Annotated in this window: 17 protein-coding genes; 12 read left to right on the top strand and 5 right to left on the bottom strand. The window is 39.9% G+C overall.

Features of this window, described 5'->3' with window-relative positions:
• Positions 1 to 60: 60 nt before the first annotated feature.
• From J8L73_RS05120 to nadC, 3 genes are all read right to left on the bottom strand, one after another.
• Positions 61 to 1,287, bottom strand: a complete 1,227-nt coding sequence (locus J8L73_RS05120; protein ID WP_211015205.1) for a type II secretion system F family protein — start codon at positions 1,285 to 1,287, stop codon at positions 61 to 63.
• Positions 1,288 to 1,365: 78 nt separating this feature from the next.
• Positions 1,366 to 1,818 carry a pilin gene (locus J8L73_RS05115; protein WP_282098619.1) on the bottom strand — a complete coding sequence of 151 codons (453 nt, stop codon included), beginning with the start codon at positions 1,816 to 1,818 and terminating at the stop codon, positions 1,366 to 1,368.
• A 497-nt stretch (positions 1,819 to 2,315) separates the two neighbouring features.
• Positions 2,316 to 3,161, bottom strand: coding sequence for a carboxylating nicotinate-nucleotide diphosphorylase (gene nadC / locus J8L73_RS05110; protein ID WP_211015203.1), 846 nt, complete (start codon positions 3,159 to 3,161; stop codon positions 2,316 to 2,318).
• Between the two features lie 234 nt (positions 3,162 to 3,395).
• On the opposite strand from nadC, the gene ampD reads away from it, so the two are divergent.
• The 11 genes from ampD (at position 3,396) to J8L73_RS05055 (ending at position 18,651) form a co-directional block, all read left to right on the top strand.
• Positions 3,396 to 3,950, top strand: coding sequence for a 1,6-anhydro-N-acetylmuramyl-L-alanine amidase AmpD (ampD, locus tag J8L73_RS05105; protein ID WP_210998810.1), 555 nt, complete (start codon positions 3,396 to 3,398; stop codon positions 3,948 to 3,950).
• A 13-nt stretch (positions 3,951 to 3,963) separates the two neighbouring features.
• The gene (gene ampE / locus J8L73_RS05100; protein WP_211015202.1) at positions 3,964 to 4,815 is read left to right on the top strand and encodes a beta-lactamase regulator AmpE; all 852 of its coding nucleotides are present in this window, start codon (positions 3,964 to 3,966) and stop codon (positions 4,813 to 4,815) included.
• Positions 4,816 to 5,197: 382 nt separating this feature from the next.
• Positions 5,198 to 5,947, top strand: coding sequence for a pyruvate dehydrogenase complex transcriptional repressor PdhR (gene pdhR / locus J8L73_RS05095; RefSeq protein ID WP_089348719.1), 750 nt, complete (start codon positions 5,198 to 5,200; stop codon positions 5,945 to 5,947).
• A gap of 90 nt (positions 5,948 to 6,037) precedes the next feature.
• Positions 6,038 to 8,704 (top strand): pyruvate dehydrogenase (acetyl-transferring), homodimeric type, encoded by a 2,667-nt coding sequence (gene aceE, locus J8L73_RS05090; RefSeq protein ID WP_211015200.1) that lies wholly within the window; start codon positions 6,038 to 6,040, stop codon positions 8,702 to 8,704.
• 10 nt (positions 8,705 to 8,714) lie between these two features.
• Complete coding sequence (aceF, locus tag J8L73_RS05085) at positions 8,715 to 10,619, top strand: pyruvate dehydrogenase complex dihydrolipoyllysine-residue acetyltransferase (protein WP_211015198.1); 1,905 nt, start codon at positions 8,715 to 8,717, stop codon at positions 10,617 to 10,619.
• A 175-nt stretch (positions 10,620 to 10,794) separates the two neighbouring features.
• Positions 10,795 to 12,222, top strand: coding sequence for a dihydrolipoyl dehydrogenase (gene lpdA / locus J8L73_RS05080; protein WP_104643358.1), 1,428 nt, complete (start codon positions 10,795 to 10,797; stop codon positions 12,220 to 12,222).
• 125 nt (positions 12,223 to 12,347) lie between these two features.
• Complete coding sequence (locus tag J8L73_RS05075) at positions 12,348 to 13,037, top strand: tRNA-uridine aminocarboxypropyltransferase (protein WP_211015195.1); 690 nt, start codon at positions 12,348 to 12,350, stop codon at positions 13,035 to 13,037.
• 986 nt (positions 13,038 to 14,023) lie between these two features.
• Positions 14,024 to 15,028 carry an extracellular solute-binding protein gene (locus J8L73_RS05070; RefSeq protein WP_211015193.1) on the top strand — a complete coding sequence of 335 codons (1,005 nt, stop codon included), beginning with the start codon at positions 14,024 to 14,026 and terminating at the stop codon, positions 15,026 to 15,028.
• Entirely contained in the window at positions 15,028 to 16,659 is a 1,632-nt protein-coding gene (locus tag J8L73_RS05065; RefSeq protein WP_211015192.1) for an iron ABC transporter permease, read from the top strand. The genes J8L73_RS05070 and J8L73_RS05065 overlap by 1 nt, the downstream gene beginning before the upstream one ends.
• Positions 16,660 to 17,706: an ABC transporter ATP-binding protein gene (locus J8L73_RS05060; protein WP_211015190.1), complete on the top strand. Its 1,047-nt coding sequence runs from the start codon at positions 16,660 to 16,662 to the stop codon at positions 17,704 to 17,706.
• Positions 17,707 to 17,751: 45 nt separating this feature from the next.
• Entirely contained in the window at positions 17,752 to 18,651 is a 900-nt protein-coding gene (locus tag J8L73_RS05055) for a Dyp-type peroxidase (protein ID WP_211015188.1), read from the top strand.
• Here J8L73_RS05055 and argR read toward each other — a convergent pair.
• Positions 18,648 to 19,115, bottom strand: coding sequence for a transcriptional regulator ArgR (gene argR, locus J8L73_RS05050; protein ID WP_211015186.1), 468 nt, complete (start codon positions 19,113 to 19,115; stop codon positions 18,648 to 18,650). The two genes, J8L73_RS05055 and argR, sit on opposite strands and share 4 nt — an antisense overlap.
• A gap of 225 nt (positions 19,116 to 19,340) precedes the next feature.
• Here argR and mdh point away from each other — a divergent pair, with 225 nt between their 5' ends.
• Positions 19,341 to 20,273, top strand: coding sequence for a malate dehydrogenase (gene mdh / locus J8L73_RS05045; RefSeq protein ID WP_058549417.1), 933 nt, complete (start codon positions 19,341 to 19,343; stop codon positions 20,271 to 20,273).
• Between the two features lie 94 nt (positions 20,274 to 20,367).
• Here the strand turns inward: mdh and ispB are convergent, their stop codons facing one another.
• Positions 20,368 to 21,339, bottom strand: a complete 972-nt coding sequence (ispB, locus tag J8L73_RS05040; protein WP_211015184.1) for an octaprenyl diphosphate synthase — start codon at positions 21,337 to 21,339, stop codon at positions 20,368 to 20,370.
• Positions 21,340 to 21,620: the final 281 nt, after the last annotated feature.

Below are 21,620 nucleotides of genomic sequence, written 5' to 3'. Positions count from 1 at the left end.
ATAGGTGCTATACAGTTTGCTACTCTAACTGCCTCGCTGCGCTTATTTTACTTGGAGGAATTAAATAACAGAACCAAGTTGAAAAATAGGCAAGTACATCGCCACAATTAAGCCACCAACGAGTACGCCTAGTACAGCCATAATTAGCGGCTCTAATAAACTTGAAAGGCCATCCACTGCATCATCTACTTCTTGTTCATATATCGTTGCTACTTTGGCCAGCATGCCATCTAGTGAACCTGATTCCTCACCAATAGCCACCATTTGAATAACCATATCAGGAAATATTTTAGAGCTGCGCATTGCCCAGTTCATTTGATTACCAGAGCTTACTTCTGCTTTAATATCTAAAATAGCATAACGGTAAACAGCATTACCTGAGGCGCCTGCTGCAGAGTTTAGTGCATCAACAAGTGGTACACCAGCAGCAAAAGTAGTCGACAGTGTGCGGGCATAACGCGCAACAGCGGCTTTGTTTAAAATCATACCAATTACTGGCATTTTTAATATGATTCGGTCGGTCGCATCTCTAAGTTTTAAACTTCTAAGCTTGGCTTCTTTAAATGCATAACCAAATGCAACAATAGCGATTAGTATCATCCACCAATACGCTTGCATAAAGTTAGATATACCAATTACAAATAAGGTAAATGCGGGAAGCTCAGCGCCAAAGCCCGCAAATATATCTTGAAACTGTGGCACTACAAAGATTAAAAGTATTGAGGTAACTATAAGCGCTACAACTAAAACTGCGATAGGGTAAAACATGGCTTTTTTGATTTTAGATTTAAGCGCTTCAGATTTTTCTTTATATAGGGCAACACGGTCAAATATTTTATCAAGTGCCCCTGATTGTTCACCTGACTCGACTAAATCACAATATAAATCATCAAAGTATCGAGGGTATTTTCTTAGTGCTGAGGAAAGAGTCTGCCCTGCTTTTACATCACCACCAATTGCATTCATTAACTTACTGACACTTTTGTTATTTGAGCCACTAGCAATCATTTCAATTGATTGTATTAATGGAACACCTGCTGTGAGCATGGTTGCAATTTGACGAGTGACTAGTGCTATATCTTTAGGGGTTATTTTTTTTGTGTGTACACCAAATAAGGGTTTAGCTTTGCGTTTTACTTTAGAGGGAGTAATGCCTTGCTTTCGAAGTTGAGCCTTAACTAAAGCAATACTAGTACCAGTCATTTCGCCCTCAAGGCGTTTACCTCGGACATTTACACCGATCCACTCAAAGATATCAAGTCCTTTTTTTTCTGGTTGTTTTGCCATAAGCTAATCCTATAAAAGCTTTTGTAATAAAAAAGGCAGCCAAATAGCTACCTTCATTTTATTCTATGTTTGAGAGACTTAATTAGTTAAGTTATGGCATGAACTAGGTACGTACTTATTTTTTGTTGCAGAATCGATCGAACAAGTCCAGTTAATTTCACCTGCTGGAGGTGTTCCTTTAGTTAATGACGATGTACCTGATTTTGGTGTCATCGTTAAAGCAACTGCACCAGCTTTAGTCGTTGAAGTTACTGTAATAACACCAGTGTCAGCTGCAACACCAACAACTCCACAATTTTCGGTTGCTGTATTGGCATTGAAACCCGAATTAAAATCAGCACCTTCGGATGCATTCATTGCTACAGTGGTTTTTGCTGAACTAGCAAGGTTTACACACTCTGAAACTCTAGCTTTAACCGTATAATCTTGATACGCAGGTAGCGCTACTGCCGCAAGAATACCGATAATTGCTACAACAATCATTAGTTCGATTAGGGTGAAACCCTGTTGTTTTTGAGTCATTGTTTTCATGTTTCCTCTCCTAAGGGGTAGGTTTTTGCAAGTTAAATCACGTAAGTGGTCAAAACAACCAAACTTAATTTATCGGATTTACTTTACAGTTTTACTTAAAATAAGTTTTTATTGCACTTTAGCTCTAGGGTATGAAACACAAAAGCTAGGTCCGAATTCACTCTGTTTAGCACTAATAATTTAAACATTACATAAGAGGTGCTAAATACTGCAACAAACAGTATAGACATAAAACAAGCAGTTTTAATGCTTAAGCTTTAATTCTTTTTAAAAGCTTAAGTTAGCTTATGCAACTAGTTATTTATGGTTGTTTTTTAAAATAAAATACTACAACAAAATTAGTGTATCATTTTATTTTGGTAATTAGCACGTTACTTTTTATCAAAAGCTATTTTATTTAACAAAGTGTTACATATTAAGCCTTTTGGATTGCTTAATGTTTTTTTACTTATCTTGTCAATAGATTAGAAATCTTAATTTTTTACATATTCTCGAAATTACTCAAAACGCATTGATAAATCGATTGATTGTAAGTTTTTTGTTAATGCGCCGCTTGATATAAAATCAACTCCCGCTTGCGAGTAAGTTTTGAGTGTTTCTAGGGTCATATTGCCTGAAACTTCTAATTTAGCGCGCTTATTGGTTAAAACAACAGCTTGTTTAATTTGTTCTACGCTAAAGTTGTCGAGCATAATTATATTGGCGCCAGCTTCAATCGCTTGTTTAAGCTCTGGCAGAGACTCTACCTCTACTTCAACTGGTTTATTTGGGTGATTTTGTTTAGCTTGAGCTACTGCTTTATTAATTCCGCCGCATGCTGCTATATGGTTTTCTTTAATTAAAAACGCATCAAACAAGCCTATACGGTGGTTTGCACCGCCGCCGCATTTAACTGCGTATTTTTGAAGTGTTCTTAGGCCGGGTATTGTTTTGCGGGTATCGAGTAATTGTGTAGTTGTACCGCTTAGCTCTTTTACATAATGCGCGGTAGTTGTGGCTGTGCCTGATAAGGTTTGCACAAAGTTAAGCGCGGTACGTTCGGCTGTTAATATTGCACGAGCCGACCCCTTGGCAGTAAATAAAGTACTATTTGCCGATACAAAGTCGCCATCATTCATAAGTACGTTTATCTCAACGCTTGGGTCTACTTGCTTAAAAACTTCAAGGATGATGTCTTTACCACAAAAAACGCAATCTTCACGAGTAATTACTTTGGCATTGGCTTGTTCGTTTTGCGGGATAAGCTGCGCGGTTATATCGCCATCTTGCGCAGTTTGATAATTTAGATCTTCATCTAAAGCGAGAGTGACAAGTTGGGTAATAAGCGTGTGCGAAATAGACATATGAAGGCTCATAAGTGTTAATTAATTAAGCAAATTTTACTATGTTTGTATACCTATGAGAAGTGCTTTAGGGTTTAGACTCTTAAAAGGTGACTCTATTAAGAAGGGCGCTAAGCTTTAACCCAGCATAAACACAGGCAAAGAGTTAAAAACAGTTTTGCATCAGGCTAATGGCTATCATTCTTTTTATAAATCCTTTAGCATCAATAATATGTACATCTTGGTATTTATGTTATGCAAATAGATTTAAATGGGATGATTGAAAATGTGCTACAGCGCCCTTGTTCGCATTTTGATGAACGCCCCGATGAGGCTGACATATCGTTATTAGTGATTCATAATATTTCATTGCCAGCAGGTCAGTTTGGAACGCCTTACGTTGATGCGTTATTTATGGGGGCAGTTGACTGTAAAGCGCACCCAAGTTTTTGTGATTTAGAGGGGCTGCGTGTATCGGCTCACTGCTTTATTAAGCGCACAGGAGAGGTTATTCAATATGTGCCTTTTAATAAGCGGGCTTGGCATGCTGGGCAATCTGAATTTGCTGGGCAAGTTGCATGTAATAATTTTAGTATAGGTATTGAGCTTGAGGGCACCGACACCACACCTTATACTCAAGCTCAATATGCTAGTTTACATAATGTCACCAATGCTATTTTAAAGCGTTACCCTTTAATTAATACGCAGCGTATTGTTGGGCATTGCGATATAGCACCAGGTCGAAAAACAGACCCTGGTGATAGTTTTAATTGGCCTGCTTATATTAGTAGGTTAGAACAAGTTATTTAAGTGAGTCGCTATCATGATTTTGGTTTCTATAATAATTGCACTAATTCTTGAGCGTTTGGGGGCTCGCTCACATTATTGGCAAATAAGCTACTACGCTGATGGTTATTTAAATCGCTCTACTAAATTACTGGCGAATAAAGGCTTATTTAGTAGCGCTATAGGTTTTTTAATCTGGCTTTTTTTACCTGTTATAGCCATTGCAGTCGTTTATACGTTCTCTGATTTTGTACTTTGGCAGCTAGTAGTAAACATTGTTGTGCTTTTAGTTTGTTTTGGGTGTGCTAAGCAGCGGGCTTTATATAAATCGTATTTAAATGCGTTAACGCGTGATGATCAAACTGCGGCCTCTTTATATGCATTACAAATGGGTCAAAAGCATCTAAAGGGTGAAGAAGGCGGCGAAACCTTTGGGCAAACCTTGGCGTGGGTAAACTTTAGATTTTACTGTGCTGTTATTTTTTGGTTTGTTGTGCTTGGCGCACCTGGGGCCGTACTTTATGCAACAGTGCGTACCTTTGCTGACTTAGTAGCAGAAAACCATAAAGTAGCGTTTGCTAAGCGCTTTAAGCTTATTCATCAACTCCTATTTTGGCTAGATTGGTTACCTGCGCGCGTTGCAAGTTTTGGTTATTTAGTAATAGGCAACTTTAATAAGGGAACAAGTTGCTGGATGCATTACGCGCTTGATTTTAAATCATCAAACCGAAAAGTAGTTACATGTACTGCACTTGCCGCCGAGCAAGTGGAAAAACGTTATTACGGCTGCACTTATGAGGCAACCTGTATGATTAAGTTAGTCAAACGCAATGTTTTATTTTATTTAGTATTAATTGCGCTGCTTACTTTATTTGGCGGGCTTTCTTAAGCTTAAACTTTCACTTATTTCTATTTACTCATTAACGCTCTATATATTGTAGGGCGTTTTTTGTGCGTGCAAACTCTTTGGCTATTAATTTTTTCAACTAATTCAACTAGAGCTATTATTCTAAATCACTCTGGTCAGACCATTTGTTTTCATCTTGTTAACGTTTAGGTTAATTTACCTAACTAGCGTATTATTTGAACTTCGTTCAAAATGCGTTACGCTACGCTGATTGCTCAAATAACCAGTAAATTGACAGCTATTTACCTTTTTGATACCGTATTGAAAATTTTTGGTATGACCAATTTACCTTTTGGGCAAGTGGTCAAGCTCTAGGCCTTAAAAATCAGGCTTTTTAGTATTTATACAACGTGGACGTTGATTAATGTCTTTAAAGATTAAAGCAGCAAAATTATCTGATGTTATTTTACAGCAACTCGAGAACATGATTCTTGAAGGCTCTTTAGCGCCAGGTGAAAAACTGCCGCCAGAGCGTGAATTAGCCAAACAGTTTGAGGTTTCTCGTCCTTCATTGCGTGAAGCAATCCAAAAGTTAGAAGCTAAAGGGTTGGTAACACGTAGGCAAGGCGGGGGCACATTTGTAAAAAATCAGCTTGAAGAAGGCCTTACCGATCCGCTATTCGATTTGATCAGTAAGCATCCTGAATCACAATTTGATTTACTTGAATTTCGTCATGCGCTTGAAGGGATCGCGGCTTATTACGCTGCGCTTCGTGGTACTAGTACTGATTTTACCAAAGTTAAACAAAGCTTTGATAAAATTGCTCAAGTGAATAACGATTTACAGCTAAAAGCCAAAGCAATTAATGCATTTCACTTTAGTGTTGCCGAAGCCTCACATAACGTGGTTTTACTTCACTTAGTGCGAGGCATGCAAGCGCTTCTTGAGCAAAATGTATTGCAAAATTTAACGGTTTTATTAAAAAAACCAGATATAAGCAATCAGTTAGCACAGCACAGGCGTTTATTAATGGATGCCGTAATTGATGGCAACCCAGAACAAGCCCGTTTAGCAAGTAATGCCCATTTAGCATTTATTGAAGAAGCATTACTTGAAGCGGGTAAAGAACATTCGCGAATTGAACGTAGTTTAAGACGCACAAAACAAAATTAAGCTAATACGCTGTACTTAGAACACACAAAATTAAGTATACGTGGTATTAAATTAACAACATTCGTATTTTAAACATAAGGAAACCTCCATATGTCTGAAGTCAATAAAATTGACGTAGACGCGCTAGAAACACAAGAGTGGTTACAAGCTCTTGAATCAGTTGTGCGCGAAGAAGGTGTTGAACGAGCTCAGTTTTTACTTGAGCAAGTGTTAGAGCAAGCCCGTTTAGACGGCGTTGATATGCCAACTGGCACAACAACTAACTACGTTAATACTATTCCAGTAGATCAAGAACCGGCTTACCCAGGGGATGTAAACCTTGAGCGTCGAATTCGTTCGATTATTCGTTGGAATGCAATCATGATTGTATTGCGTGCATCGAAAAAAGATCTCGACTTAGGCGGCCATATGGCGTCTTACCAATCATCAGCTGCTTTTTACGAAGTGTGTTTTAACCACTTTTTTAAAGCGCCAAATGACGTAGACGGCGGTGACTTAGTTTACTACCAAGGTCATATTTCTCCGGGTATTTATGCGCGTGCATTTGTTGAAGGGCGCTTAAGTGCAGACCAGCTTGATAACTTCCGCCAAGAAGTCGATGGCAAAGGTTTACCATCATACCCTCATCCTAAATTAATGCCTGAATTTTGGCAGTTCCCAACGGTATCTATGGGCTTAGGTCCAATTGCATCTATTTACCAAGCACGCTTTTTAAAATACTTAGATGGCCGTGGCTTAAAAGACACTAAAAACCAACGTGTATATGCGTTCTTAGGTGATGGTGAAATGGATGAGCCAGAATCACGTGGCGCAATCTCATTTGCTGCACGTGAAAAACTAGACAACCTTTGTTACCTAATTAACTGTAACTTACAGCGTTTAGATGGCCCAGTTATGGGTAACGGTAAAATTATTCAAGAACTAGAAGGCTTATTTAAAGGCGCTGGTTGGAACGTCATTAAAGTTGTATGGGGCAGTGGTTGGGATATCCTGCTTGCTAAAGATACAACAGGTAAATTACTACAATTGATGAACGAAACAATTGATGGTGATTACCAAACATATAAAGCAAAAGATGGCGCGTACGTACGTGAGCACTTCTTTGGTCGTTACCCAGAAACAGCTGCACTTGTTGCAGATATGACGGATGACGAAATTTTTGCGCTTAAGCGTGGTGGTCATGAGCCATCTAAACTTTATGCTGCATTTAAAAAGGCTGAGCAAACAAACGACCGTCCTACTGTAATTCTTGCTAAAACTGTAAAAGGTTACGGCATGGGTGAAGCAGCTGAAGGTAAAAACATCGCGCACCAAGTGAAGAAAATGGACATGAGCCATGTTGAACACTTACGTGATCGTTTAGGCCTACAAGATTTAGTATCTGAAGAGCAAATTAAAGATCTTCCATACTTAACACTTGAAGAAGGCTCTGAAGAATACAAGTACTTACACGCGCGCCGTGATGCACTTAAAGGTTACACACCTACTCGTATTCCTAAATTTACTGAAGAGCTTAAGCTACCAGAAGTAGACGCATTCAAACCGCTACTTGAAGAACAAAAACGTGATATTTCTACCACTATGGGCTTTGTACGTGCACTTAATGTGTTACTAAAAGACAAAGGCATTGGTAAAAACATTGTGCCAATTATTGCCGATGAAGCACGTACATTTGGTATGGAAGGTTTATTCCGTCAAATCGGTATTTACAATCCACATGGCCAAAACTACACCCCTCAAGATCGTGATATTGTTTCTTACTACAAAGAAGCAACATCAGGCCAAGTACTTCAAGAAGGTATTAACGAGCTAGGTGCAATGTCGTCATGGGTAGCTGCTGCAACATCTTACAGCACAAACGATTTACCTATGATCCCATTCTACATTTACTACTCTATGTTTGGTTTCCAACGTGTTGGCGACATGGCATGGATGGCAGGGGATCAACAAGCACGTGGTTTCTTATTAGGTGCAACGGCAGGTCGTACTACGCTAAATGGTGAAGGTTTACAGCACGAAGATGGTCACAGCCACATTCTTGCAAATACGGTTCCTAACTGTATTTCTTACGACCCAACGTACGCATTTGAAGTAGCGGTAATTATTCAAGATGGTATTCGTCGTATGTACGGTGAAAACCAAGAAAATATTTACTACTACCTAACGCTTATGAACGAAAACTACCATCAGCCAGCTATGCCAGAAGGCGCTGAAGAAGGTATTCGTAAAGGTATTTACAAGCTTGAAAGTTACGAAGGTAAAAAAGCCAACGTACAGCTATTAAGCTCAGGTACTATCATGACTGAAGTACGTAAAGCGGCAGCCATTTTAAGTGAAGATTACGGCATTGCCTCAGATGTTTACTCAGTAACCTCATTCAATGAGCTTACACGTGATGGCCAAGACGTTGAGCGTTTTAACATGCTTAATCCTGAAAGCGATCAAAAAACACCGTACATTACGAGCGTATTAAACGATTCAGTAACTGTTGCCGCTACCGACTACATGAAAAACTACGCAGAGCAAGCGCGTTCATTTATTCCAAGCAGCAACTATAAAGTGCTTGGTACAGATGGTTACGGACGTTCTGATAGCCGTGAAAACTTACGTCGTCACTTTGAAGTTAATGCAAGCTACGTGGTTGTTGCTACGTTATCTGAACTTGCTAAACGCGGTGATGTTGAAAAGTCAGTGGTTGTTGAAGCAATTAAAAAGTTCGACATTGACACAAACAAACTAAATCCACTGTACGCATAAGAGGTTTGCAATGAGTATTGAAATTAAAGTACCAGATATCGGTGGCGATGACGTAGAAGTAACCGAGATCCTAGTAAGCGTTGGCGACAAAGTAGATGTTGACCAATCGCTACTAACCGTTGAAGGCGACAAAGCATCAATGGAAGTACCTGCTGCGCAAGCAGGTACAGTCAAAGAAATTAAAGTAAATGAAGGCGACACGGTTACTACCGGTTCGTTAATCATGATTTTTGAAGGCGAAGAGTCAGGTTCACAAAGTGAGCCAGAAGCGCCAGCTAAAACTGAAGCATCTGCACCAGCAGAAGCTTCAGGTTCTTCAACTAAAGAAGTAACCGTACCAGATATTGGTGACGACGAAGTTGAAGTAACAGAAATCATGGTTGCCGTTGGTGACAGCGTAGATGAAGAGCAGTCAATTTTAAGTGTTGAAGGCGATAAAGCATCTATGGAAGTACCAGCACCTTTTGCCGGTACTGTAAAAGAAATTAAAGTAACCGAAGGCGACAAAGTAAAAACAGGCTCTTTAGTGTTTGTTTTTGAAGTTGCCGGTTCAAGTGCTCCTGCATCAGATGCACCTAAGCAAGAATCTGCACCAGCAGAAGCTGCTCAAAGCACACAGCCAAGCACAAAAGAAGTAAACGTGCCTGATATTGGCGATGATGAAGTTGAAGTAACTGAAATTATGGTTGCTGTTGGCGATACAGTTGAAGAAGAGCAATCTATCTTAAACGTTGAAGGCGACAAAGCGGCAATGGAAGTACCAGCGCCGTTTGCAGGCACTGTTAAAGAGATTAAAGTAACCACTGGCGACAAAGTTAAAACTGGCTCACTTGTGTTTGTATTTGAAGTGGCGGGTAGTGCTCCTGTACAGGCTTCAGCACCTGCTGAGCAAAAGCCAGCTGCCGCACCTGCAAAAGCAGAGTCTGCGCCAGCTCCTAAAGCTGAGAAAGCAAGCAATGAAAGCTTTGAAAATAACAGCGCGTATGCACATGCATCACCTGTTGTTCGCCGTTTAGCGCGTGAGTTTGGTATTAACTTAGCAAACGTTAAAGGCTCGGGTCGTAAAAACCGCGTAGTTAAAGAAGACGTGCAAAACTACGTTAAAAACTTAGTTAAGCAAGTTGAGTCAGGCCAATTACCAGCTGGTAAAGGTAATGCGGGCGGTGGTGAACTTGGTTTAATTCCTTGGCCAAAAGTAGATTTTGCTAAATTTGGCGAAATTGAAGAGAAAAAACTATCACGCATTCAAAAGCTATCAGGTAAAAACTTACACCGTAACTGGGTACAAATCCCACATGTTACACAGTTTGACGAAGCTGATATCACAAGCCTTGAAGTATTCCGTAAAGAGCAAAATGTACTTAGCGAGAAGAAAAAGCTGGGTGTTAAAATCACACCACTTGTGTTTGTGATGAAAGCAGCGGCAAAAGTACTTGCTGAATTCCCAACATTTAACTCGTCACTGTCTGAGGATGGCGAAAGCTTGATTCTTAAGAAATACATTAACATTGGTGTTGCGGTAGATACACCTAATGGCTTAGTTGTTCCTGTATTTAAAGATGTGGACAAAAAAGGCATTATGGAACTATCTCGCGAGCTAATGGATATTTCTAAAAAGGCGCGTGAAGGTAAATTAACGTCGTCTGATATGCAAGGTGGCTGTTTTACTATTTCAAGCTTAGGCGGTATTGGCGGTACGGCATTTACGCCGATTGTTAATGCACCAGAGGTTGCTATTTTAGGTGTATCTAAATCTGAAATGAAACCTAAATGGAATGGTAAAGACTTTGAACCAAAACTAATGGTTCCGCTGTCTATGTCGTACGATCACCGTGTGATTGACGGTGCCCTAGCAGCACGCTTTACAGCAACGCTTGCTAGCTACATGAGTGATATTCGTCAATTAGTGATGTAATCGCTACAATATGAACAAAATCAAATCCCAGCCAGTTGTTTTTAGCTGGGATTTTTACTATATGCAATGATACAATCTTTGCACTATTTGTGAATTGCTCTGATTTTCTGCCCATGCAGAAACATGGCAGTTAAATTTTAGGGCAGTGTCCCGTTCAAACAATTAAGGTAATAGCATGAGCAACGAATTAAAAACTCAAGTTGTTGTACTAGGCGGTGGTCCTGGTGGTTACTCTGCGGCTTTCCGTGCTGCTGACTTGGGCTTAGAAGTTACATTGGTAGAATCGCGTGAAACATTAGGCGGCGTATGTCTTAATGTTGGTTGTATTCCTTCAAAAGCACTTTTACACGTGGCTAAAGTGATTGATGACGCTGCAGAAATGTCATCTCACGGTGTTACTTTTGGCGCTCCGCAAATTGATTTAGACAAAATTCGCTCTTGGAAAGAGTCGGTTGTTGGCCAGCTTACTGGTGGCTTAGACGGCATGGCTAAGATGCGTAAAGTTAAAGTTGTACCAGGTTACGGCAAGTTTACTGGCAGCAACACTTTAGACGTTGAAGGTGCTGACGGCACAACAACTATTACATTTGATAACGCGATTATTGCTGCGGGTTCTAAACCTGTAAGCTTACCGTTCATCCCAGAAGATGAGCGTGTAATTGATTCAACGGGTGCATTAGAGCTTAAAGACATTCCAGAGAAACTACTTGTTTTAGGTGGTGGTATCATCGGTCTTGAAATGGGTACTGTATACCGCGCATTGGGTTCTGACATTGATGTTGTTGAGTTTGCAGATCAGTTAGTTCCGGCTGCTGATAAAGATATCATCAAGATTTACCAAAAATACGTAAGCAAAAAATTCAATGTTATGCTTTCAACTAAAGTTGTTGGCGTTGAAGCGAAAGATGATGGCTTATACGTTACTTTTGAAGGCAAAAACGCACCAGCTGAACCAGTACGTTACGACAAAGTACTTGTTGCAGTAGGCCGTACGCCTAACGGTAACTTGCTTGATGCTGACAAAGCAGGTGTTAATGTTGATGAACGTGGCTTTATTAATGTTGATAAGCAACTTAAAACAAACGTAGACCATATTTTTGCAATTGGTGACTTAGTTGGCCAACCTATGCTTGCGCATAAAGCGGTTCATGAAGGTCATGTTGCTGCTGAAGTTATTTCTGGTCAGAAGCATTTCTTCGATCCTAAATGTATTCCTTCAATTGCTTACACTGACCCAGAAATCGCGTGGGTAGGTGTTACTGAGAAAGAAGCAAAAGAGCAAGGCTTAAGCATTGAAACTGCGGTATTCCCGTGGGCAGCATCAGGTCGCGCAATTGCATCTGCTCGTACTGAAGGTTCTACTAAGCTTATCTTTGATAAAGACAGTGGCCGTGTAATCGGTGGTGCTATGGTGGGTATTAACGCAGGCGAAATGCTTGGCGAAATCGGCTTAGCAGTTGAAATGGGCGCAGACGGTGAAGATTTAGCACTTACTATTCATGCTCACCCAACATTGAACGAGTCTATTGGCCTTGCAGCTGAAATTTTTGAAGGTTCGATCACTGATTTACCAAACAAAAAAGCAGTTAAAAAGAAAAAGTAATTTAACTTTTTAATTTAGTTTTATAAAAACCCAGCCTTAGCTGGGTTTTTTATTTTGCGGACGTGGGTTTACACTTTGCAATGCGCTACAATACGCGCCGATCAAGTTTAAGGTAATTAATCACTGTGGCCAACTCTTTTAAAAACTCCGTACTGGCATTGCGTGCTCAGCAAATTAGCGAATCACGTCGTGAGTTTAATGCCCGCGGCGGTAAAATGAACCGTTGTGAGCAATGTTTAATAGCCAAGCATTACTGTATTTGTAATGATGCAGAGCAAGCAGAGTGCGACGCTGCTGTGTGTTTATTGATGTATCATAATGAAAGCTTTAAGCCTTCAAATACTGGGCGTTTAATTGCTGAGATAATACCAGATAACCACGCATTTAGATGGGATAGAACAGATCCCGCTCCTGCGCTTTTAGCTTTAATTAATGATCCGCAATATCAACCTATGGTTGTTTTTCCTGCTGAAGATGTTGAGCAGGGCAGAGCGGTTACAGAGGTTAATACTGTGCAAGGCAAAAAGCCGCTATTTATTTTTTTAGATGGTACATGGCGTGAAGCTAAAAAAATGATCCGCAAAAGTCCTTATCTAGATAACTTGCCTGTATTGTCTGTTACTGCTGATAAACTATCTGATTATCGCTTACGTGTAGCGCCTCATGCGCATCAACTTGGTACTGCTGAGGTTGGCATTATGGTGCTTGCTCTTGCGGGAGAGACTGAAGCCTCTAACAAATTAGAAAATCACTTTATTAAGTTTCGTGATGCATATTTATTAGGCAAGCGTAACAAAGGTAGGCCAGTAGTATAATACCAATGTGCAATAATACTTAATCAATTTGCGAGGCTAAACGTGTCGCTACCTGCATTAAAAAATTCTCATTTACGGCTGCATGGATGCAGAAGGTAAAGCAATGCAGGAGCAATTGCCGAGAACAACTAAATAGCGAATTTTTTGCTTCGCTATCAACACGTTTTTCCAGCCTCAAAATAGCTCACTTAATTAAGCGAATTGGTACAATTACTGAATTTTGGGCAAAGAAAAGCGCGCTCTATCTCTAGGCGCGCTTGCGGAATCTTCTAATTTTCTGCATCCTGCAATTGAACTTAATCAACTCCAATATTCACTAATCCATGTTTATTACTATATTACTTTCTAGTTCTATGTAATTTAGGCTATCCGGGCCTATTTCCTTAAAATCCTTAAACATCCTGTATGGTAAAAACTATTACCAGTCCTTATCTGCACATACTTGTGCTTCCATATGTTAATCAATCCGTTGTGTTACCTAAAAAGGCCTGTCCATTTATTCCTACATCCTGTTAAACAACTTAATCCTCAGTTGCTTCCTTTTCGTACCATCCTGATACTATCCTTTGTGCAACAATCCATTGCGATACTCATCCTGAGCCTGTCCTAATTTCCGTGTTGTCCGTATTAACCTAATCATTGGTTGTTCGAGTAAGTAGTCCATTTCCTTTTACTCGATAAGCATCACTGCTTGGTTGATGTAGTAATTATAATGGCTAACTCTAAGTAAAGTAGGATATAAACTACATTAAACTCCCTTTCACATAATCGTAAAGTTTGAAAATTCCATTTAAAACATAATGTTAATCTTGAGTTTCTGTTTTTTTATGACGTTTTTTACTCATTAGCTGCCATATCCGTGAGATATGTCTTACGCGCAATTTCCTTTTTGGGCGTTATTTAAATATTTACATTTATTTAAAGTGTGCACTTTTTAGCTGGTCGCGGTAGAATTCTTTGATAATAATTGCTATTTAGGTGAAGTAATGAAGAAAGCTTTAGCACTGTGTTTGGGGTTAATTACGTCTATGCCAGCCTTGGCAAGCGATGTGGTTAATATTTACTCTTTTCGTCAGCCATTTTTAATCCAGCCAATTTTAAACGATTTTACAAAACAAACAGGTATTAAAACCAACGTTGTTTTTGCTAAAAAAGGGCTAATTGAGCGTGTGAAGCGCGAAGGAAAGCACAGTAAAGCCGATTTAGTATTAACATCTAATTTTAGTGCGCTTATACAACTCGAAGACCTAAAGTTAACGCAAACCATTAAAAGCGATCGTATCGATACTAATGTCCCAGCTGCATTTCGCGATGGCGACGGCCAGTGGGTTGCCCTTACTAAGCGCGTGCGTAATGTATATTCATCTAAAGAGCGACTTGGGGCATTACCTGAGCTGAGCTATGAAGATTTAGCAGATCCTAAATACCAAGGACAAATTTGTACACGCTCTGGTAAGCATCCGTATAATTTGGGTTTAGTGGCTTCGATGATTGCACACCATGGGGAAGCAAATACAAAAACTTGGTTAGAAGCTGTTAAGGCTAACTTAGCGCGTAAACCACAAGGTAACGATCGCGCGCAAGTAAAAGCGGTTAAAGAAGGCCTGTGTAATTTAGCGCTGGGTAACAGCTACTACTTGGGTAAAATGTTAGAAGATGATGCACAAAAAGTATGGGCTGAGTCTGTTAATATTAATTTCCCAAATCAAACCAATCGCGGTTCGCATATAAATGTGTCGGGCGCGGTTATTACTAAGTATGCTAAAAATCCGGATAATGCTCTAAAACTTATAGAATATATGACCGACACTAAAGCACAAAATATGTATGCCTCGGTTAATATGGAGTACCCAGTTAAACTAGGTGTTGAATTATCAAGCTTGGTTGCCTCTTGGGGAAGCTTCAAAGAAGATAGTTTACCTCTTGATGAAATTAGTAAATATCGCCCGTTAGCACTTAAGCTAATTGATGAGGTGAAATTCGACCTTTAATGAATGCTAAATTTAAGCTGTCGAAATGGCAGCTATTTGCGTGGGCAACAGGCTTAATGCTGTCTGCCCCATTGTTTTTCCTATTATTTGAATCCTTACAAGGCGACTCTGAGGTATTTTCCCACCTTTGGGATACAGTGCTGTGGGATTATATTTTAAATACGGTACTACTTGTTTTTGGTGTGTGTGTACTTAGCTGCGCTATTGCTCTGCCGCTTGGTTGGCTCACTGCGTATTGTCACTTTCCTGGTAAAAAGCAATTTGAATGGGCACTTATGCTGCCTCTTGCCATGCCAACCTACATAATTGCTTATGTTTATACCGACTTACTTGATTACGCAGGCCCCGTTCAAATAGCCCTTAGAGAGTGGTTTAGCTGGCAATCTCCTAACGATTATTGGTTTTTTGATATACGTACTTTGCCTGGGGCAATAGTTATGATTGCTTTAGTGCTTTATCCATACTTGTTTTTAATCTTTAAAACGGCTCTTCGTGAACAGTCATTTAAGTTAGTGCAAGCGAGTCAATTAATGGGATTATCTTCTTGGCAAAGCTTTTTTAGGGTGAGTTTAGTGCTTTCGCGCGGGGCTATAGTCGCGGCGCTTGCACTAATTAGTATGGAAACTATGGCTGACTTTGCAACCGTTAGCTATTTTGCCGTAAGTACATTAACGACTGCCGTTTACGATACGTGGTTTGGTTATTACTCATTAACAGCAGCTGCGAAAATATCGGGTGTCATGCTGCTACTTCTATTTTTAGCATTAATGGCCGAGCGCTTTAGTCGCCGCAAACAAGCTGTGTTTGAGCGCCAATCAAGTGTTAATAGTGAGTCGTTATATATTTTAAAAGGTAAGTCAGCATGGTTAGCTACATTATTTTGTAGTGCTATTTTAATCCTTGCGTTTATTATTCCTATTGCTGTGCTTTTAAGTTATGCAATTACATACTTTGATAAGGCATGGAATGCCGAATTTTTTAGCTACGCGTGGCAAAGCTTAAAAGTGGCTGCAATAGTGAGTGTTGCAACTATTATATTGAGTATCTTTGTGGTGTTTTATCAACGCGTAGCAAAACAAACATATCCTTTAATACCAGGTCGGTTAGCAAGCACAGGTTATGCGCTACCCGGTACTGTGCTTGCAATTGCGGTGTTACTGCCGCTTACTTTACTAGAAAACGCTATTAATACAGCGCTAGAGCCCTATAACTTAGATATAGGGCTATTACTTACAGGCAGTATTATAACCATCATACTCGCTTATGTTGTGCGTTTTTATGCCATTGCTCATGGTGCAATAGAGTCAAGCTTTGTACGGATCAGCCCCTCGCTTGATATGGCCAGCCAATCTATGGGTAAAAGCTTAGGGCAAACACTGCGTTTAGTGCATTTACCTTTGCTACGAAGAGGGTTACTGACCGCTGCGTTATTAGTGTTTATTGAATGCATGAAAGAACTGCCAGCAGCTTTATTATTGCGACCTTTTAACTTTGAAAGTTTAGCGACACATGTTTTTCAGTACGTGAGTGATGAGCAATTAGAACTTGCGTCTATATCTGCATTATTTATTGTTATTGTTGGGTTTATACCTTTGTATTTTATTAACCGTTCTATGGAGCAGCGCAGTTAAATGAGTAGTTTAATTTTACAAGGCGTGAGCTATCACTACAGTGCTACGCAAGTGCTGCATAATTTAGATCTAACGGTGGGTAAGGACGAAATAGTATGCTTACTTGGCGCCAGTGGTTGTGGCAAAACAACAACATTAAAAGCAATTGCAGGGTTAATTGAGACTAATCAAGGTAGTATATTTATAGATGGTAAGCTTGTAAGCGACGAGAAGTCGTTTGTCTCACCAGAGCATCGTAATATAGGAATGATGTTTCAAGATTATGCGTTGTTTCCGCACCTTACAGTGGCCGATAATATTGCGTTTGGGCTAAACAAAACAAATAAAGAGCAAAAGCACGCGCGTGTTGAAGAAATGCTTAAGTTGGTGCACTTAACCGGTTGTGCAAAACGTTTTCCACATCAGCTCTCTGGTGGGCAGCAGCAACGTGTAGCTATAGCGCGGGCACTGGCTTATAAACCGAGTTTATTATTGCTCGATGAGCCTTTTTCTAATATTGATACACAAGTGCGTTTTGAGCTAATTGCTGATATCCGTCGCATTATTAAAACGCAGCAAGTGTCAGCTGTATTCGTTACGCACTCAAAGGAAGAGGCCTTTGCTTTTTCAGACACGCTTGCCATTATGCATCGAGGTAAAATTGCTCAACAGGGCTCACCAGAAGCGCTTTTTGCTATGCCAAAGTCGAAGGAGGTTGCAGAGTTTCTGGGTCAGGGCATATACTTAGACGCACAAGCATTAACAGCAACTGAATATAATACGGCGTTTGGTGTCGTTAAATCGCAAGTTGCGCATACGCATAAAGCTAAAAATGGGCAATTGTATATTCGCCCTCATCAAATAGAGTTAGTGTGTAAAAATTGCGATGAAAACAGCCAAACTATTATTATTTTAAGTCGTCGATTTATTGGCTCTGCTTATGTTTATAGTGTTGTAATTGCAGAACAAGAGATTGAAGTTGCTGCACAATATGGCCAGTCATTTGAGAAAAATGAACAGGTTATTATAAAAATAAAACCCCACACGGTGAATTTTTTCGAATCATAATCAATGTGTTATTCGCTGTGTTATATAAAAAGCTAAGGAATAACAATGGCGCAAGCGCAGTCTGGGATTTGTGCTGAAGCAAACTTACATGGTTTGCACCTATTTTTTAATGTATTTGACGCTCAGGACGAATCGTTGCGTGCAAAGCTCAAACGAGTTAGCGCTATTGAGGAGGAGTTTAGCGATCAGTTTTCGGAGTCTATGCTTTCGTGCATGGTGGCTATTGGCGCCCAGTATTGGCCGCATATTTTGCCTGAATATATCCCTAGCGAACTACAAAGTTTTCCTAATATAAACCATAGCGATTTTGTTATGAGTGCCCAGCCATGTGACTTATTTATTCAAATACGCTCAGACCGAGAAGACGTTAACCATTTATTTGCACTACAAATTTTAAAACTATTTGCCCCTGATGTTGAGTTAGTGGAGCAAATTCGCAACTTTCGCTTTTTAGATGGCCGTGACTTTAACGGTTTTATTTATGGAGGCGATACACCACATGGTAGGCAAAAGCGTGCAACGGCGCTGGTTAACAAACCTAATAGCTTTGAAGATCAGGGCAGCTATATTCATGTGCAGCGTTTTAAGCACGATTTAACTGTGTGGCAGCATTTATCGCTGAGCGAGCAAGAGCAAATTATGGGGCGTACACGTTTAGATAATACACTCATTGAGCCCGCTATTAGCACTAGCCATGCAACGCGAAGTGAATTAAAAGATGAAAATGGTCATGCACTATTACTTAACCAAAGTATGCCGTATGGCGACGTATATGAGCAAGGAATGCTAAGTATCACTTGCTCTGCATCGGGTAGTGCGTTTGAAAAGGTACTTATGAGTCGTTTAGGGAAAGGAGAGTGCTATGACCATTGGCTCGATTTTACTCAAGCCGATATGGGCTCTGCATTTTTTGCACCCTCAATTGGGTTTTTAAAGCAGCTTTAAACCGTATCAAATAAAATACGGACGCGCTCGAGCGTAATGTCTATTTCTGATATTTTTGCTGGCGCAATAAATATGGTGTCATCACCTGCAATTGTGCCTAAAACACCATCTGCTTTACCTAATGAGTCCAGCAAACGTGCAATTAATTGTGCAGCCCCAGGACTCGTGGTGATGATAATCATCATTTCATTATGCATAATATCAATTACTAGCTGACGCAGCGGGCTTTTAGCTGTTGGTACACCCATTTCGGCCGGTAAGCAGTAAACCATTTCTTGCTTTGCGTTACGTGTGCGTACAGCGCCAAACTTGCCTAACATACGCGACACTTTACTTTGGCTTATGTTGTCAAAGCCTTGTTCTTTTAGAGCATCGACTATTTCGCCTTGAGAGCCAAAATTTTCTTCTTTTAAAAGGGATTTAAACGCTTTAACCAACGCTTCTTGTTTATCTTGTGGTTGCATAGTCTTTATTCATTTTTGTTATTTATAATGCAAATTCTACACAAAAATGAATAATTATGCAGCAGTTGTTTAGTTAACTTGCCAGTTTGATGCGATAAACGAGCAATGTTTACAACTATGGTCGAAAATATACCTGAAATAAGCAGGATAAATTTGTTTTTAGTCGCTAATTTCATTATCTTAAGAGCCACAAATATTTCCTACCTCAAATTACGGAGAATTCCAATGAAAGTTGCTGTATTAGGTGCTGCAGGCGGTATCGGTCAAGCGTTGTCTTTATTATTAAAAACAGGCTTACCAGCTGGTTCTGAATTATCACTTTACGATGTTGCACCAGTAGTACCAGGTGTTGCTGTTGATCTTTCTCACATCCCAACAGATGTAAAAGTTGCAGGCTTTGGCGCAGACGATTTAAATAAAGCGCTTGAAGGTTCTGATATCGTACTTATCCCAGCGGGTATGCCACGTAAACCAGGTATGGATCGTGCGGATTTATTCAACGTAAATGCCGGCATCATCAAAACATTAGCTGAAGGCATTGTTGCAAGCTGTCCTAAAGCGTTTGTAGGTATTATTACAAACCCAGTAAACGGCACTGTGCCAATTGTTGCTGAAGTATTTAAAAAAGCAGGTACTTACGACGCTAAACGTGTATTTGGTATTACTACACTTGACGTGATTCGTTCAGAAGCATTTGTTGCTGAACTTAAAGGCGTAGACGTAGCAACTGTTAAAGTACCAGTAATTGGCGGTCACTCAGGCACAACTATTCTTCCTCTACTTTCTCAAGTTGAAGGCGTAAGCTTTACAGATGAAGAAGTTGCTGCACTTACTCCACGTATCCAAAACGCAGGTACTGAGGTTGTAAATGCTAAAGCGGGTGGTGGTTCTGCTACATTATCTATGGGTGCTGCTGCTGCACGTTTTTGTATGTCTTTAGTTAAAGGCCTACAAGGTGAAGACGTTGTAGATTACGCATATGTTGCTGTTGAAAATGGCGATGCAGAGTACTTTGCTCACCCAGTACGTTTAGGTAAAAACGGCGTAGAAGAAATTCTTTCTTACGGCGAGCTAAGCGCATTTGAAGAAAAAGCTAAAAACGATATGCTTGAAACACTGAAAAAAGACATCAAAGAAGGTGTTGATTTCATGGCGTAATAGCAAATTGAGTATTAAAAAAGCCTGCATTTGCAGGCTTTTTTGTAGCTCGAGGTTTATTTACTCTTAATCTATATTAAGAGGTTAGCTAAGATTAATGATCGCGGTCAACGGCAATGCGGGCTAAGCTAACTAATGCTTGTTTATATTCAGATTCAGGTAAAAAGTCCAAACAAGCAATCGCTTTATCGGCTTCAAGCTCTGCTTTTTGCATTGTAAACTCAAGCGCATTAGTTTGTTTGAGCGTAGATAAAATTTCCTCTAAATGCTCCATACCATTACTGTGTTCAATAGCATCACGAATTAACTGTGTTTGATGTGCATTGCCATGCTGCATTGCATATATAAGTGGCAAAGTTGGCTTACCTTCGGCTAAATCATCACCTATATTTTTACCTAATTGATCAGCATCTGCATTGTAATCAAGTACGTCATCAACAAGCTGAAAAGCGGTACCTAAATGCATACCGTATAAATTAAGTGCTTCAAGTGTTGATTTATCCTGCTCGGTAATAATTGCAGCTAGGCCTGTAGCCGCTTCAAATAACTTAGCTGTTTTAGAATAAATAACCTGCATGTAGCTAGCTTCAGTGGTGTCGGGGTCGTTGCAGTTCATTAATTGCAGTACTTCGCCCTCAGCAATAATGTTAGTTGCATCCGCGAGGACTTGCATAACTTGCATTTTACCAAGCCCAACCATTAGCTGAAAAGAGCGAGTGTAAATAAAGTCACCCACAAGTACGCTGGCAGCATTGCCAAATTCAGCGTTTGCTGTAGGTGTGCCACGGCGTAAGTTAGACTCATCTACAACGTCATCGTGTAACAGCGTTGCGGTATGAATAAACTCAACAATTGTTGCAAGCGTAATATGATCTTTGCCCTGATAGCCTAACGCTCTGGCAGCTAATATAGCCAGCATCGGACGCACGCGCTTACCGCCGCTGTTTACAATGTATAAACCAAGTTGGTTAACTAACGCCACATCTGAGCGCATTTGCGCATGTATAAGTTGATTGACGTCATTCATATCGCTTTCGATTAACGCCTGGATAGCTTTTATATCCATTGATCTCCGAGCCAATTTTTATGTGTGAACGGCGCAGATTGTACAACAAAAAACGCACTAGCTCGATATTTTGTGACGATTGATTGAAAAAACACTATTAAAGTACTTAATTAAGACTGAATTAGCGAAGATAACTGTTTAATTGATAACCAGGTCGCAGTATCAGTTACGACTAGTTATTGTACTGTTGGCGGGTTGTTTGCCTACTAAAAATAATTTTAAACAAGGGCTAAAAAGCGCTTGGCAAAAGGCCTAATTAATATAAAATGGGGGAAATATTG

The organism is Pseudoalteromonas sp. MMG006 (assembly GCF_018101025.1).
GTDB lineage: Bacteria > Pseudomonadota > Gammaproteobacteria > Enterobacterales > Alteromonadaceae > Pseudoalteromonas.
The sequence above is the reverse complement of the archived record's forward strand: the minus strand, read 5'-3'. Positions and strand labels throughout refer to the sequence as shown.